Origin of the sequence: Streptomyces sp. ME02-8801-2C (genome assembly GCF_033793965.1) — a bacterium.
In the GTDB taxonomy this organism is placed as follows: domain Bacteria; phylum Actinomycetota; class Actinomycetes; order Streptomycetales; family Streptomycetaceae; genus Streptomyces.
In genome coordinates this window covers 966,372-982,095 of sequence record NZ_JARAXP010000003.1, presented here as the reverse complement: position 1 = coordinate 982,095, position 15,724 = coordinate 966,372, and the positions used below count along the sequence as shown (strand labels likewise).

The 15,724-nt window shown below is 69.7% G+C and carries 14 protein-coding genes; 8 read left to right on the top strand and 6 right to left on the bottom strand.

The window, feature by feature from the left end:
• The first annotated feature begins 75 nt into the window (after positions 1-75).
• A complete protein-coding gene (locus PV396_RS13340) occupies positions 76-1,575 on the top strand; it encodes an alginate lyase family protein (RefSeq protein ID WP_319203994.1) in 1,500 nt (499 codons plus the stop codon).
• Between the two features lie 27 nt (positions 1,576-1,602).
• On the opposite strand, the gene PV396_RS13335 is transcribed toward PV396_RS13340, so the two are convergent.
• On the bottom strand, positions 1,603-2,010 hold the full coding sequence (locus PV396_RS13335) for a CoA-binding protein (protein WP_319203991.1): 408 nt from the start codon (positions 2,008-2,010) through the stop codon (positions 1,603-1,605).
• Positions 2,011-2,382: 372 nt separating this feature from the next.
• Here PV396_RS13335 and PV396_RS13330 point away from each other — a divergent pair, with 372 nt between their 5' ends.
• Together PV396_RS13330 and PV396_RS13325 are read left to right on the top strand one after the other, a co-directional pair.
• Positions 2,383-3,144 carry a hypothetical protein gene (locus PV396_RS13330; protein WP_319203989.1) on the top strand — a complete coding sequence of 254 codons (762 nt, stop codon included), beginning with the start codon at positions 2,383-2,385 and terminating at the stop codon, positions 3,142-3,144.
• Positions 3,145-3,380: 236 nt separating this feature from the next.
• Positions 3,381-3,881, top strand: a complete 501-nt coding sequence (locus PV396_RS13325; RefSeq protein ID WP_319204110.1) for a histidine phosphatase family protein — start codon at positions 3,381-3,383, stop codon at positions 3,879-3,881.
• A gap of 10 nt (positions 3,882-3,891) precedes the next feature.
• On the opposite strand, the gene PV396_RS13320 is transcribed toward PV396_RS13325, so the two are convergent.
• Positions 3,892-5,892 (bottom strand): amino acid transporter, encoded by a 2,001-nt coding sequence (locus PV396_RS13320; protein ID WP_319203987.1) that lies wholly within the window; start codon positions 5,890-5,892, stop codon positions 3,892-3,894.
• Between the two features lie 165 nt (positions 5,893-6,057).
• On the opposite strand from PV396_RS13320, the gene PV396_RS13315 reads away from it, so the two are divergent.
• The 4 genes from PV396_RS13315 (at position 6,058) to PV396_RS13300 (ending at position 10,649) form a co-directional block, all read left to right on the top strand.
• Positions 6,058-6,687, top strand: coding sequence for a YigZ family protein (locus tag PV396_RS13315; RefSeq protein ID WP_319203985.1), 630 nt, complete (start codon positions 6,058-6,060; stop codon positions 6,685-6,687).
• A 95-nt stretch (positions 6,688-6,782) separates the two neighbouring features.
• Complete coding sequence (locus tag PV396_RS13310) at positions 6,783-7,565, top strand: phosphotransferase enzyme family protein (protein WP_319203983.1); 783 nt, start codon at positions 6,783-6,785, stop codon at positions 7,563-7,565.
• A 111-nt stretch (positions 7,566-7,676) separates the two neighbouring features.
• Positions 7,677-9,332, top strand: a complete 1,656-nt coding sequence (locus PV396_RS13305) for an IclR family transcriptional regulator domain-containing protein (protein WP_319203981.1) — start codon at positions 7,677-7,679, stop codon at positions 9,330-9,332.
• 318 nt (positions 9,333-9,650) lie between these two features.
• Entirely contained in the window at positions 9,651-10,649 is a 999-nt protein-coding gene (locus tag PV396_RS13300; protein ID WP_319203979.1) for an alpha/beta hydrolase, read from the top strand.
• A gap of 84 nt (positions 10,650-10,733) precedes the next feature.
• Here the strand turns inward: PV396_RS13300 and PV396_RS13295 are convergent, their stop codons facing one another.
• Genes PV396_RS13295 through PV396_RS13280 form a run of 4 tightly spaced genes read right to left on the bottom strand, consistent with a single transcriptional unit; the run spans position 10,734 to position 14,236 of the window.
• Positions 10,734-11,579: an ABC transporter ATP-binding protein gene (locus PV396_RS13295; RefSeq protein WP_319203977.1), complete on the bottom strand. Its 846-nt coding sequence runs from the start codon at positions 11,577-11,579 to the stop codon at positions 10,734-10,736.
• A gap of 14 nt (positions 11,580-11,593) precedes the next feature.
• Positions 11,594-12,385 carry an ABC transporter permease gene (locus PV396_RS13290; protein WP_319203975.1) on the bottom strand — a complete coding sequence of 264 codons (792 nt, stop codon included), beginning with the start codon at positions 12,383-12,385 and terminating at the stop codon, positions 11,594-11,596.
• Between the two features lie 4 nt (positions 12,386-12,389).
• Positions 12,390-13,262 (bottom strand): ABC transporter permease, encoded by an 873-nt coding sequence (locus PV396_RS13285; protein WP_319203973.1) that lies wholly within the window; start codon positions 13,260-13,262, stop codon positions 12,390-12,392.
• A complete protein-coding gene (locus PV396_RS13280; protein WP_319203971.1) occupies positions 13,259-14,236 on the bottom strand; it encodes an ABC transporter substrate-binding protein in 978 nt (325 codons plus the stop codon). Before PV396_RS13280 ends, PV396_RS13285 begins: the two co-directional genes overlap by 4 nt.
• A gap of 289 nt (positions 14,237-14,525) precedes the next feature.
• Between PV396_RS13280 and PV396_RS13275 the strand changes: the two genes are divergently transcribed.
• On the top strand, positions 14,526-15,689 hold the full coding sequence (locus PV396_RS13275; RefSeq protein ID WP_319203969.1) for an exonuclease SbcCD subunit D: 1,164 nt from the start codon (positions 14,526-14,528) through the stop codon (positions 15,687-15,689).
• The last annotated feature ends 35 nt before the right edge of the window (positions 15,690-15,724 follow it).

Genomic DNA, 15,724 nt, shown 5'->3' with positions numbered 1-15,724 from the left:
CTTTTCGTTATCGGCGACCCCGGGGTTCGTCTCCTCTCCGTCCTCTCCTCCCATCCCTCCGCAAGGACCGAAGCTTTGAACACACGGATCAGCCGTCGCGGCTTGCTGAAGTTCACCGGCGCGACAGCGGGCGCCGCCACCATCGGCACGACCCTCGCCGCCCCACAGGCCACGGCGGCGGGCGCGAGCCTCGTACACCCGGGCATGCTGCACACCCGGGAGGATCTGGACCGGATGGCGAAGAAGGTGAAGGCCGGCGCGGCGCCGTACACAGCGGGCTTCGCGCGGCTCACCGCCAACAGGCATGCACAGAGCGGCTGGACGGCCAACCCGCAGGCCACGGTCTACCGGGGCGCGGGCTCGCCGCAGAACTACGCGATCCTCTACAACGACATCCACGCGGCCTACCAGAACGCCCTGCGCTGGCACGTCAGCGGTGAGAGCGCGTACGGGGACACCGCCGTGGCGATCCTCAACGCCTGGTCGGCGAAACTGACCGGGCTGGCGGGCTCGGCCGACCGGTTCCTCGCGGCGGGCCTGTACGGCTACCAGTTCGCCAATGCCGCCGAACTCGTCCGCGACCACGCCGACTTCGACCTCGCCCGCTTCCAGCGGATGATGCTGGACGTCTTCCATCCGCTCAGCGAGGACTTCCTGGCGAACCACAACGGTGCCGTCATCTCCAACTACTGGGCCAACTGGGACCTCACGGCCGTCGCCTGCGTCCTGGCCATCGGCATCCTGTGCGACGACCGCGCCAAGATCGACCGCGCCGTCGAGTACTTCAAGCACGGCGCCGGCATGGGCTCGGTCAGGAACGCCATCCCGGTCGTGTACGACGACCAGGGGCTCGGCGAATGGATCGAGGCGGGCCGCGACCAGGGGCACGCCCTGCTCGGCGTCGGCCTGATGGGGACCGTCTGCGAGATGGCCTGGAACCAGGGCATCGACCTGTACGGCTACGACGACAGCCGCTTCCTCAAGGGCGCCCAGTACGTGGCGAAGTGGAGCATGGGCGGCGAGGTGCCGTACACGGCGAACACCCGTAGGAAGGGTGCGGTGGGCGGCTGGTCGGGCAGCGAGAGCGCGAGCCGCGCCGCGGCTGTCGACCCGGGGATGACCCGGCCCATCTGGGCCATGATCGCCAACCACTACACCAAACGCCGGGGACTGTCCGCGACCTATCTGACCCGTATCGCCGCCCAGGCGTCCCCCGAGGGCGGCGGCGGTGACTACGGCCCCAACAGCGGCGGATACGACCAACTGGGCTTCGGAACGCTGGCGTTCACGCGGGAAAAGGACAGGGAGACGAGCAAGGCGGTGGTGAGCGCGAGCCCGAGTGCGACGCCGACGGCCAGTGCGGAGGGCGCGGACGTCAGTGGGACGGGCGGAACGCCCTCGGCCCGGGCGACCGGTCAGGGGGACAGGGGCGGCAAGGGCGGCAAGGGCGAGGATCTGGCAGCCAGCGGTGCCACCGACGTCGTCGCCTGGACCGCCGCGACCGGAATCACCGCGCTCGCGGGCGGTCTTCTGCTGCTGCGTCGGCGGGGCCGGTCCGATGGGCCCGCACAGTGAGGTCGCCGGTATCCGGCTGTTCGCGGGTCAGCCGAGGCGGGGCAGCTCGATGGCCGGGCAGCGGTCCATGACCATGTCGAGCCCGGCGGCGCGGGTGCGGTCGTAGGCGGCCTCGTCGATGACGTCGAGCTGGTACCAGACGGCCTTGGCGCCGATGGCGGCGGCCTCGTTGGCGATCGGGCCCGCGAGGCCGCTGTTGACGAACACGTCGACGACGTCGACGTCGAAGGGGATGTCGGCCAGTGAGGCGTAACCCTGCTCGCCGTGGACCGTCTCCGCCTTCGGGTGAACGGGGACGATCCGCTTGCCGTGCCGCTGGAGGACCTCGGCCACGCGGTACGCGGCCCGCTGGGGGTTGGACGACAGACCCACGATGGCCCAGGTGTCGCCGAGCTCGGTAAGGATCTTGCGGATGGTAGCTGGGTCGCCGTACACGCCCGGCCTCCTCGAGATTCGCACGGTGGCAGTCACAGCAGCAGCTGCTGTGCGCGACAACAGTGACGGGCCCGCACTGATTCCCTGCGTGGCGTTCGGCGGGAGCGGCGAGGCCCGCTGAATGGCCGGGCAGCCCCGCCAGGAGCGCGCCCACCCGGGGCACGGGGAACTGCGCGCCAAGCCCCCACCGCCCGCAAGCCGAACAAACCACCACCGCCACCGTTAGGGGCGCGGGGAACTGCGCGAAAGCCCCCCACCGCCCGCAAGCCGAACGAACCACCGCCGAAAGTGCCCGCGAGGAACACCGCGCCACCCCCACCCGACCCGAGCAAAAACAACCCCCCAACCCAGCGGAGCGTTACCCTCGGCACCGTGCTCCGCATCCTCGACGCCCGAACCAACAAACCCAAGGTCGCCGCCCCGGCCCGCCGGGCCCTGACCCGTGTCGAGGCGCACGCGCCCCGCTTCGACCCCACCGCCCTGCGCGTGCTCCTGGTCGCCGATGTCCTCATCCGTGCCCTCGAAGTCGGTGGCACCCCTGTCTGGCCCGTGCTGACCGGCGGCGAGCAGGTGGCCGAACTCCGGGCGGCCGCCGCCGCTCTCGGCATCCGGCCCTTCGAGGACCGCGGCGATGTCGGGCCGGAGTTCGCGGGGGCCCAGCTGATCGAGGTGGTGAGCCGCGACGAGGGAACAACCGACGGCATCCGCCTCGCCGTCGCCCCCGCCGACTCCCCAACCGCTTCTCCGGCCGACTCCGCGACCGCGACCGCGACCGCGACTGCGCCCGGCGACATCGACCCCGCCACCCTCCGCCTCGCCCTCCTCACCCGCCCCCGCTCCGAGACCGTCCGTCTGACCCCGGAGACCCTGGCCGACGCGGGGAGCGAGCTCGCGCACTGGCGCCACTCGGTCGCGGTGTGGGCCGAGCGACCGTCCCGGCCGGTGCCCGAAGCCGTACGCCAGGATCTGCGCGCCGCCTGGGAGGACGACCTCGACGTGCCCGCCGTACTGGACGTCCTGCGACGCGTCGAGACCCTCGACGGCGTGCCGGACGGCGCCCGCTTCGAGACGTACGCCTACGCCGATCGCATCCTCGGCCTCGAACTCACCCGCGAGATCGGATCGCTGACGTGACCACCCCGCACGGCACGGCCCACACCGGCGCCGACCACACCGGCGCCGACCAGCCCGGCGCGACCCAACCCAGCGCGGCCCACGACAGCGCGGGCCACTACCGCGCGACCCAGCACAGCGCGACCCAGCCCGCCGCCGGCCGGCCCAGCGCTGCCCATGACAGCCCCAGCCCCTACCGCGCGGCCCAACACAGCGCCGGCCAGCCCGGCGCCACCCCCCTCCGTCGCCTCGTCGTCCTGCGGCACGCCAAGTCCGCCTGGCCGGTGGGCGTCGACGACCACGACCGCCCCCTCGGTCCGCGCGGTCTGCGCGACGCCCCGGCCGCCGGACGTGCCCTCGCCGAGGCCGACTGCCTGCCCGACCTCGTCCTGTGCTCCACCGCCGAACGCGCCCGCCGTACCTGGGAGTTGGCGTCGGCCGCGTGGGACACCCCACCGCCGGTCCGGCCCGAGCCGAAGCTGTACGGCGCCGACGTACGGGAGTTGCTGGCCCTCGTGCACGAAGTCCCGCCCGCCGTCGGGACGTTGCTGCTGGTCGGACACAACCCCGGCCTGGAGGAACTGGTGCTGGAGCTGGCCGGAGACTCGCTCGACGACGCGCTGGACGACGTACGGACGAAGTTCCCGACCTCCGCGATCGCCGTCCTGGCCTGGCACGGGGACGGCTGGCCCGACCTCGCGCCCGGCACGGCCCTGCTCACGAGCCTGATCGTGCCGCGCGGGCGCACGCCCCGCTGAACCGTCCCGGTCAGCCCACGTGGACGCGTGGGCGCCGGTCGAGGTCCGGTTCGGCGCGGCGGAGGACCTCGCGGGTCACCGGGGCGACCTCGCCGTGGCCGAAGATCAGGAAGCGGACCAGGTGGCTGAAGGGGTTGCCCTCCGTCCAGTTGAAGTAGGCGTGCGGGACCTGGCCGGTGCGGTCGCGCAGCTGCATGAGCACCGCCGCGATGGTGTTCGGTACGGTTGCGCCCTCCACACGCAGTCGACGAGCGCCGTGCTTCTCGTCGCCGTGCACGGCGAGATCGGCCGTGAAGTCGGAGGAGTCCCGCACGAACACCTCGAGGAACAGCACGGGACGGCCGTCCGGGATATGGGTCTCTTCGCGCTGGCTCTGCTCCTTGGCGCGGTACTCCCGGGTGCTGTGCTCCTGGGGCTCGTTGGCGACCAGCAGAAGCGGGCCACTGGCCGCTGCCTCGTCGATGATGCGGACCGCGGCCTCGTCGAACGTCACCTCGGCGGCCCGCAGTTCGAAGGCGCGGCGCACCCGGGAGGCGAACGACGTCACGAGGATCGCCACGATGAAGATCAGCGCGATCTTGATGCCGTCGGGCCGTTCGATCACGTTCGTGACCAGTGTGTAGGCGAACACGGCGGTGATCGCGCCGAAGCCGGTCGTGGCGGCCCGATGCCCGCGCTTGTGCACGGCGACCGCCGACGCGAACGACGCGGACAGCATCAGCACCAGTACACCGGTCGCGTACGCGCCGCTCTGGTCGTCGACGTTCGCGTTGAACCACAGCGTGATGAACACGGCCGCCGCCATGAACACCAGTACCAACGGCCGGACGGCCCGCGTCCATTCGGGCGCCATGCCGTAGCGCGGCAGATAGCGCGGTACGAGATTCAGCAGACCGGCGAGCGCGGAGGCGCCCGCGAACCAGAGGATCGCGATCGTCGAGACGTCGTAGACCGTGCCGAAGGCCTCGCCGAGGTGCTGGTGGGCGAGATAGGCGAGCGCGCGCCCGTTCGCCGGGCCGCCGCTCTCGAAGGCGGACTGCGGGATCAGGATCGTCGTCGCCAGGCTGGACAGCAGCAGGAAGCAGCTCATGATCATGGCGGCGGTGGTGAGCAGCTTGCGGGTCTCGCGGATCCGCCCCTCGGGGCGTTCGTAGGTGTCCCTCTCGTCTCCCTTGACCTGCGGCATCACCGCCACACCCGTCTCGAAGCCGGACATGCCCAGCGCCAGCTTCGGGAAGACGAGCAGCGCCACGCCGATCATCGCGATCGGCGAGGAGTGCTCCGCGGTCATCGCGTCGGTCCAGTCACCGATCCTGACGGGGTGGCTCAGCACCTCCCAGGCGGAGACGGCGAGGACGACCACATTGAGGGTGAGATAGGCGCCCACGAGCACCACGGCGATACCGATGGCCTCCTTGAAGCCCTTCAGGAACACCGCGCCCAGTCCGAGGACCAGGACGAGCGTGATCCACACGTTCCCGCCGTGTATCCAGTGCGGAGCGAAAGGATTCTCCACGACATGCGCGGAGGCGTCCGCTGCCGACAGTGTGATCGTGATCATGAAGTCGGTGGCCGCGAACCCGAGCAGCACCAGGACGAAGATCTTCCCCGACCACCACGGCAGCAGCCGCTCCAGCATGGCGATCGACCCCTCGCCGTGCGGACTCTCCCGCGCGACCCGGCGATAGACCGGCAGCGCCCCGAGCAGTGTCAGCGCGATCAGTACGAGGGTCGCCAGCGGCGAGAGCAGACCGGCCGCGAGGGCGGCGATGCCCGGCTGGTAGCCGAGCGTCGAGAAGTAGTCGACGCCGGTCAGACACATGACACGCCACCACGTGTGACCCCGGTGGTCCTCGGCCGGAGTCGCGTGCGGCCCCGGATGCCGGGCCGGCCGCTCGGTCAGCCCCTCCAGCAGCCAGGCACGCCAGCGGGGCACGGACGGCACGGACACGGAGGGCCCCCGGCCCGCGGGCCCGGTGCTGTCCACGCGATCCATCTCGACGCCGGTCATGCGGTGATCTCCTCGAGTCTTCTTGGGGTGACTTCTTGGGGTCTTCTTTGCGTGCTGATTGCTTCTTTTACTTCTTTGTTACTTCTCTGTGCATTCGGCCCGGCCTGCGGGCTTTTGGCAACGAGGAGTGAGTATCCACCACGTCCGCGCCCGTAGGGTGGCCGGATGCCCGACGAGTACCGCACAGTCGCCCACGCGGGCGTGCACGAGACCGAGGTCAACCGTTCCCGCTTCCTGTGCGCCCTCGCCCCCGCCGCCACCGAGCAGGAGGCCCAGGAGTTCATCGCCGCCGTCCGCAAGGAGCATCCGGACGCCACCCACAACTGCTTCGCGTACGTCATCGGCGCCGACGCCTCCGTACAGAGGGCGAGCGACGACGGCGAACCGGGCGGCACCGCCGGAGTCCCCATGCTCCAGATGCTGCTGCGCCGGGACATGCGGTACGTCGTCGCCGTCGTCACCCGCTACTACGGCGGCGTAAAACTGGGCGCCGGCGGCCTGATCCGGGCGTACGGAGGAGCGGTCGGCGAAGCCCTCGACGCACTCGGCACCCGCACCCGCCGCCGCTTCCGGCTGGCCACCGTGACCGTCGACCACCAGCGGGGCGGAAAGGTGCAGAACGACCTGCGCTCGACCGGCCGCGAGGTGCGTGACGTGCGCTACGGGGAGGCCGTCACGATCGAGATCGGCCTGCCGGACGCCGATGTGGAGGCGTTCCAGGCCTGGTTGGCGGACGTGACGGCGGGGACGGCCGCTTTCGAACTCGGCGGAGAGGCGTACGGAGACGTCTCATGAGCGTCGCCGCAAGGCTTGTTCCTCAGCCTCCGTCCCTGCTTTCGCAGTCCCTTTAATGGGGTGATCATGACGGGTTGATCCGACACACTGGTTCGATGCGGCACGATGATGAACAGGCTTTGTCCGGTGGCAACGTCAGTGATGGTGTCGTTCGCGTCGGGGACACCGTTCGCCGTCCGGCCGGACCATGGACTCCCGCTGTGCATGCCCTGCTCGCCCACCTGCACGAGGTGGGATTCGGCGCGGCGCCTCGTCCGCTCGGCATCGACGATCAGGGGCGTGAGGTCCTGACCTTCATGCCGGGCGACGTGGTCTGGCCCGACCGGTTCTCGCTGCTGGAACCCGCTCGTCAACTGGGTCGCGTGGCACGGCTGATCAGGGACTTCCACGACGCCGTGCAGGACTTCACGCCGCCCTCCGACGCACGGTGGCAGACGCTGATCCCCCCTGAGGGCAGTGACATCATCGCCCACCACGACCTGGCTCCCTGGAACCTCGTGGTCGCAGACGAGGCGCGGTGGGCCTTCATCGACTGGGACGGTGCGGGTCCCGGCTCGCGCCTGTGGGATGTCGCGTACGCCATTCACGGGTTCCTCCCGCTGTCCGCGCATCCGGACTGGCAGAGCCCGGACGCGGCGGACCGACTGCGAGTCTTCGCCGACGCCTACGGTCTGGCCGAGTCCGAACGCCGCCAGTTGGTCCCTCTACTGGGGCGCCGTACGCGTTCCATGCACGACTTCCTGCGCGACCAGGCAGCCCAAGGAGCCCAGCCCTGGGCAAGACTGTGGGCCGAAGGCCACGGCGACGCCTGGCGAAACGACGCCGAATACATCGAGCAACGCGAAGAGCAGTGGATGCAGGCCCTGCTCGCCGGCTGAGGCCTCAGCGCCCGTGCCTGGCTCCCGGCCTCGAATCTGCTCATCTGGTCCTTGACGGTGGCCCCCGTCGACGCCGATGTACCGTGGCCCGCACGGAAGCAAGGAGAGAGCATGGCGGCCGAGGTCGTAGCCCGGGGGGTGGACGAGCTCGTAACGGAGCATGCGCCTGCCGAGGTGGTCGGTCCGCTGATGCGTGGGATCGCCGTCCTCAGGGCGCTGACGGACGCGGGCGGGCGAGAGGACTTGCAGCAACTCGCCCATCGTACGAGCCTGCCCCGGGCCACTCTCGACCGCATCACGAGCACCTTGGACTCTCTCGGCTACCTCCGTATCGAGGGACGCGAGGTGATGCTGGCACCCCCGTTGATGGAAGTGGGCAATGCCTACCTGTCCGCCGTGCGGATTCCCGAGCTCCTCGGGCCCCACGCCGACGCTCTGGCCGAGGAACTGGACGAGGGCGTCACGTTGACCGTCCCGGACCGGCACGGCGCCCACTTCGTCCACTCGTCCAAGCGGGACCGGCGGATGGGTATCGTCTGCACGATCGGCGACCGGATGCCGCTCGACGCTTCGGCGCCCGGCGCTCTGCTGGCCGCCACCTGGGGCTCTGACGAGTGGGAACGGCATCAGGCGGAGCACAACTGCGTGCGCGGGCCGGAGCACGCTCAGGCGTGTACGAATGATCTTCGCGAACGTGCCGCCGCCGCCGGCTCCGCCGGCTGGTCCCTCGACGACCAGTGGCTGGAACCGGGCCTGATCGCCTTCGGCGTCCCCGTCCACGGTCCCGACGGAGACCTCCTCTGTGTGGTGAACGTCGTCAGCCTCATCGGGCGCTTTCCGAGCGCCGAAGCCCTGGCGCGGGCCGCACTGCCGGCCGCCCGCCGTGCCGCGGCGGACATGGAGCGCGAACTGGGCGCACAGCAACCGGTGTCGCGTGCCGAACCCACGGGCAGGCGGGGGGAGAACACCAGGACTCTCACGACCGGCCGCGATTTCGTCGAATCCCTCGCCCGCGGCCTGAGCGTGCTGACAGCCTTCGGTGAGGGCCGCCCCGCCCTCAAGAGCTCCGACGTCGCTCGTATCACCGGTCTGCCGCGTGCCACCGCGCGGCGTGCTCTCATCACCCTGGAGCACCTCGGCTACATCACGAACCGGGGAGGGCTGTACCGTCCGGGCGCCGCGATCCTCTCCCTCGGCTACGCCCCGCTGTCGCGTCTGACACTGTCGCAGCTGGCCCGGCCCCATCTGACGGAGCTGTCCCGTCGGCTCTCGGACTCCGTCTCGATGTCAGTGCTTTCCGGCTCGGAGATCGTCTACGTCGCCCGTGCCGCCACCGTCCGGCTGGTGACGGTCGACGCCTCCGTGGGCACCCGTCTGCCCGCCTACGCCACCTCCATGGGCCGGGTCCTGCTCGCCGACGTTCCCAGAGACGAATGTGCCGCACTGCTCGCCGCCTCGCCCCTCGCACGGCTCACTCCGAACACGGTGACGGAAGTCGACGAACTTCTCCGGCTTCTCGAGAGGACGGCCGACTGCGGCTACGCCCTGGTCGACGAGGAACTCGAGGTCGGGCTGCGCTCGATGGCCGTACCCGTGCGCGGCAAGGACGGCGAGGTGCTGGCCGCGATCAACGTGGCCATGCACCCCAGCCGGCGCACCATCGCCGAGTGCTTCGAGCAGGTCCTGCCCGGCCTCCTCGCAACGGCTGAAGCGGTCGAGGGCGATCTCTCCGCCGTCCCCAACTCCGGTCGTCTCCAGCTGACCTGAGGCTCCCTTCTTCACCATTGACACCGACGCGCGTCGGTCCCACACTCATGCACACCGTACAGCGAAATCAATTTCGCTAGGCGAACATCAGGGCGGTGGGGGGCCTCACGCAGTCGGCCCCTTCAGCCCGTATTTCGTGCGCACCTCTCGCCAGGCGAAACGTCTGTACGCCAGCCCGCCGTCACCCGCCGCTCCGTCGGCTCCGACGACGGCATCCGCCGACTGCGCCCCACTCGAAGAGGAGTGAACATGAGGTTCCGGCGTCTACTACCAGCCGTGCCGAGGAGCCGAGTCCTGCTGGCACTCGCAGGAGGGATCATGGCGGTGGCGATGACCGCCGCATCCGGATTCGCGACCCCGTCCACGCATGCGACGGGGGTGAATGTCACCAAGGACGTCGCCTACGCGCCTGCCCAGCCGGCCGACAGCCAGGGTCACCTGTTGGACCTCTATGTCCCGCAGTCGTCGCGGCCGGTACCGCTGGTGATCTTCTCCGCCGGCTCGGCGTGGATGGCCGACAACGGCCGCCAAGGGGCCGACAAGGTCGCTGCCGAGCTCAACCCGTACGGGTTCGCGGTCGCGGGTGTGTCGATCCGTTCCAACTCGCAGGCCAAGTTCCCGGCCCAGCTCTATGACATCAAGGGCGCCATCCGGTGGCTGCGCGCGCACGCGAAGACCTACAACCTCGACCCCAAGCGCTTCGCGATCATGGGTGACTCCTCCGGCGGCTGGACCGCGGCGATGGCCGGGGTCACCGGGAACATTCCAGCGCTGGAGGGCGATGTCGGTGTACGCGGTCCCTCGAGCGCGGTTCAGGCGGCCCTGCCGTTCTACCCGCCGACCGACTTCTCGCAGATGGACGCGCACATGCTGGACAACTGCACGTTCTTCAACACCGTCCTGGGACTCACCGGTTGCCATGAGGACGCGCGTTCGCCCGAGTCGCTGCTGCTCGGCTGCCCCATCAACGACTGCCCGGACAAGGTCGCGGCCGCGAACCCGCTGACCTACGTCGGCAGGCACACCGCACCGCCGTTCCTGATCTTCCACGGCGAGCAGGATCCTCTGGTGCCCTATCACCAGGGCCGGCTGCTCCGCGACGCCCTGGCCTCCGCAGGCGACGAGGTGCGTTTTGTTTCCTTCCCGCACGCCGGCCACGGCCCGCTCTTCGACATGCTGAGCGACCCCGACACCCGCAAGGACGCCTACGAGGAGACCACATGGGAAGGTCACACCACACCGCCTCGTCCGGTGACCCCGTCCTGGCAGACCATCGTCACCTTCCTTGAGGCCCAACTGCGCCCCAGCGCACGCTAGAACGGCCGACGGCCGCCACCGATCATGTGGTCGGTGGCGGCCGCTGTGGTGAGGCCTGTGCCCGTTCAGGCGATCGGCCGGATGTCAGGATTCCGATCGCTGCAGGCGAAGGTCCTGGGGGAGGTCCTCACCGGTGGCGACCGGCGATGCGCCGGCGTCCCTGGGACCGTGTTTGGCCTTCTGGATCTGTTCGTAGACGTGGGCGCGCAGTTCGGCGAAGCGGGGGCTGGAGCGGGTGTGCAACTGGTCGCGTTCGTCGGGGAGGTCGATGGTGAGGTCCTCCTGTACGACGGTCGGCGACTTGGACAGGATGATGGTGCGCTGACCGAGGTAGACCGCCTCGTCGATGTCGTGGGTGACGAACAGGACGGTGACGCCGAGTTCGCGCCACAACCGCCGGATGAGGTCCTCGAGTTCGGCGCGGGTCTGGGCGTCGACGGCGGCGAAGGGCTCGTCCATGAGCAGCACCTTCGGTTCGAAGGCGACGGCGCGGGCGATGGCGACGCGCTGCTGCATTCCTCCGGAGAGCTGCCAGGGGTAGGCCTGGTGGGCGTCGGCCAGACCGACCACCTCCAGCGCGTGGTCCACGAGTTCCCGTGTCCTGGCCTTGCCGAGCTTCTTGTTGCGCAGGGGCAGGGCGACGTTGTCGCGGACGTTCATCCAGGCGAACAGGGAGCGGCCGTACTCCTGGAAGACGACGGCCATGCCGGGCGGGGGTCCGTCGACCGGGCGTCCGTCCAGGAGCACTTCGCCGGCGGTGGGGGTGAGCAGTCCGGCCATGCACTTCAGCAGGGTGGTCTTACCGCATCCCGACGGGCCCACCAGGCAGACGAGTTCACCGGCACCGATGTGAAAGGTCAGGTCCCGCAGGGCCTCGACGTTGCGGTGCCGTCCGGTGTAGATCTTCTGCAGGTTGCGTACGTCGAGCATCGCTCGTCTCCTTGTCAGGGGTTGCGCTGGGCGCGGCGCAGGCCGTGGTACCAGGCCAGGACCCGGTTCTCGGCGAGCCGGAAGAGCAGCGACAGGGCGAATCCGAGCAGGCCGAGCAGCAGTACGCCGCTCCACATCTCGGGGATGGCGAAGGTGCGCTGGAACTGCACGATGGTGAAGCCGAGCCCGTTGCTGGCGGCGAACATCTCGCTGATGACCATGAGGATGATCGCGATGGACAGCGACTGCCGCATGCCGGTGACGATCTGCGGGCTGGCCGAGCGCAGCGTCAGGTGCCACAGACGGGAGGGGCCGGTGATGCCGTAGGAGCGGCAGGTGTCGCTGAGCACCTCGTCGACGGCGCGGACGCCTTCGACGGTGTTGAGCAGGATCGGCCATACGCAGCCGCTGACGATGACGATCACCTTCATGGTGTCGCCGATGCCCGCGAACAGCATGATCACCGGTACCAGCACGGGAGGCGGAATGGCCCGGAAGAGCTCCAGGACCGGCTCCAGGACGTCCCGCACGACGCGGCTCGTGCCGACCACCAGTCCGAGGCCGACCCCGATGACAACGGCCAGTAGGTAACCGGTGGTCAAGCGGACCAGGCTGGGCACCACGTCCGAGGCCAGCCGCTCACCCGTCCAGACCTCCGGGAACTTCTGCAGGATGGTGGACAGCGGCGGGACGTAGAAGTCCGTGCTGCCGGCCGTGGCGAACCACCACACACAGAACAGCGTCAGTGGCAGGCCGAGGACCAGCAGGGCCCGTCGGGCCATGTTGAGGACAGATGTCCGGATCATTCGACTACCCCTCCCTGCGCACGGATTGATGCCAGTGCAGCGTCCGGCGCTCCACGGCCCGTGCCACCAGATTGATGGCGATTCCCAGCAGTCCGGTGACCAGGACCAGGGCGTAGACGTCGGGCACGGCACCGGAGGTCTGGGCGACGGCGATCTGGTTGCCCAGGCCCGGCGCGCCGATGACGAGTTCCGCGGTGATCGCCAGGACCAGAGCCACGGTGGCGGCAAGCCGCACACCCGTCATCACATACGGCAGCGCGGTGGGCCACATGACGTGGCGCACCCGCCCCCAGGTCCCCAACCGGTAGCTGCGGGCGGTGTCCTCGGCGACCGGGTCGACGTCCTGCATCCCGGCCAGCACCTGGACGATCACCTGCCAGAAGGAGGCGTACACCACCAGCAGCAGCTTCGACCTCAGGTCCGTGCCGTAGAGCAGCACCGCGAGCGGGATCAGGGCGACCGACGGGATGGGCCGCAGGAACTCGATGGTCGAGGCGGTGGCCGCCCGCAGCAGGGGCACCGACCCGATCACGATGCCGGCTGCCACGCCGGCCACGACGGAGATGGCCAACCCGATGCCCCACCCGGTCAGGGTGTCGCCGAGAGCGGTCCAGAACGCTTCCTCGCCGAGCAGATGCCACAGAGCCCGGCCCATCTCGGACGCGGGCGGGAGGTAGTCGGCGGAGACCAGACCGGTGTGCGGCAGCACTTCGAGCAGGACCGCCAGCCCGACCAGGCCGGTTGCCCCGCGCAACGGGGTGGCGGCCTTCTGCCGGATGCGCCGCTTTTGGCCGGACCCGGGCCCGCCGGGACCGACATCGGTCCCGGCGGCGCCGACGGTATTCGGCAGCACAGGAGTGCTTCCGCGACCGCTCATGAGAACAGGGCGTTCAGATCGGGCTTCTTGTCGCCGAAGATGCCGTCCTTCTCGCCGAGGGAGGCCAGCTTCTCCAGGGACGCCATGTCGTACTGCGCCGGCCAGTTCGGCAGCGTCAGGCTCTTCAGCACGTCGCCGCTGATCTTGGTGTAGGTGGTGAGCGTCTGGCGCGCTTCGTCGGGGTGGTCGGAGGCGTACTTGAGCGACTCGGTCATCGCCTCGGTGAACTTCTTCACCAAGTCGGGGTTCTGCTTCGTCAGTTGGGTGGAGGCGAAGTAGGTCGCGACGGTGAGCTTGGGATCGGTGTCGGCGAACGGCGACGCCACGACACGGGCGCCCTGGCTCTTGGCGATGGCCAGTGCGGGCTCGGCCATCCAGGCGGCGTCGACCTGGCCGCCGTCCAGCGCGGCCGGCATCTGGTCGAACGGCATCTCGACGAACTTGACCTTCGAGGGGTCGCCGCCGTCCTTGCGCACCGTCTCGCGGACCGTGGTGTCACCGATGTTCTGCAGGGTGTTGACCGCCACCGTCTTTCCGGCGAGGTCCTTGGCGGACTTGATCGAGCTGTCCTTCTTGACGGCCACCCCGGTGAGGTCCTTGCCGGCGACACCGGTGGTGGCGGCACCGTTGACCACGGACTTGACCGGCACCCCCTTGGTCTGGGCGATCATCAACGAGGTGACATTGCTGAACCCGAACTGGAACTGGCCGCTCACGACACCAGGGATGATCGCGGCTCCACCTTGGGCCGTCACCATCTCCAGCTTGATACCGCGACTGCTGAAGAACCCCTTCTTCTCCCCCAGGTACAGCGGCGCCACATCGACGATGGGGATGACTCCTACCTTGACCTGTGTGGTCTTGCTCCCGTCCGAGGGCGACGCCCCGCCGGTCGATGAAGACGAGGATCCGCATCCGGTCGCGACCGCGACCGTCACCACCGCTGCGGCAAACCCAAACGTGCGCCTTCTCATGGCCCCTCCTGGCGAGACTGATTGTGCGCAGTGCGAAATCTTGTCCGCGTACCGAACAAGACGTGCGGAGGCTATGGCCCCGCCCGAGGTGCGTCAATAGGTGGCGTACAGGTAGCCCGGCCGGACAACAACGGCCACCCGACGCCAGATGCCGGTGGCAGACTGAGGCCCGTGATGGACCAGGTACTGACAGGCGTTAGCGTGGTCGGTGCTGAAAGCGGGAACCGTGCTGGTTCGTTGCTGGGTCCAGGGGCGAAGTAGGGGGAAACATGCAGGTCGGAGTAGCGTCTTGAGGCTTCTGCACACGTCCGACTGGCATCTCGGCCGCGCCTTCCACCGGGTGAACATGCTTGAGGCGCAGGCCGAGTTCATCGGCCGTCTCGTCTCCGTGGCGCGGGAGCGCGAGGTGGACGCGGTGGTCGTGTCGGGCGATGTGTACGACCGGGCGGTACCCCCGCTGGCGGCGGTCGAGCTCTTCGACGACGCGCTGCACCGGCTCGCCGACCTCGGGGTGCCGACGGTGATGATCTCCGGCAACCACGACTCGGCCCGCCGCCTCGGCGTCGGCGCCGGCCTCATCGACCGGGCCGGCATCCATCTGCGCACGGCCCCGTCGGCCGCCGGCACCCCCGTCGTGCTCCGGGACGCCTTCGGCGAGGTCGCCTTCTACGGTCTGCCCTATCTCGAACCGGCCCTGGTGAAGGACGAGTTCGGGGTGGAGAAGGCACACCACGAGAGTGTCCTCGCGGCCGCCATGGACCGGGTCCGCGCCGACCTCGCCACCCGCGCGCGGGACACGCGCTCCGTCGTCCTCGCCCACGCCTTCGTCACCGGCGGCGAGGCCAGCGACAGCGAACGGGACATCACCGTCGGAGGGGTCGCCGCCGTGCCCTCGGGGGTGTTCGACGGCGTCGACTACGTGGCGCTGGGCCATCTGCACGGCTGCCAGACCATCACCGAGCGCGTGCGTTACTCGGGCTCCCCGCTGCCGTACTCCTTCTCGGAGGCCGACCACCGCAAGAGCATGTGGCTGATCGACCTGGCGGGCGACGGCTCGCTCACCTCGGAGCGCGTCGACTGCCCGGTGCCGCGCCCGCTCGCCCGTATCCGGGGGGTGTTGGACGAACTGCTCGCCGATCCCGGCCTCGCCCGTCACCAGGACGCCTGGGTCGAGGCGACCCTCACCGACGCGGTGCGCCCCGCCGACCCCATGGCCCGGCTCATGGAACGGTTCCCGCACACCCTCGCCCTCGCCTTCGATCCTCAGCGCACGCCGGGCGACCCGGACGTGACCTACGCACGGCGCCTGGCGGGGCGCGACGACCAGGAGATCGCGGAGGACTTCGTCCTCCATGTGCGGGGCGCGGGAGCGGACGAGCACGAACGGGCCGTCCTGCGGGACGCGTTCGACGCGGTGCGGGCGGACGAGACGGTACGGGAGGTGGCCCAGTGAGGCGCGCTCACGGGAGTACGGACTACGCGGAGGGC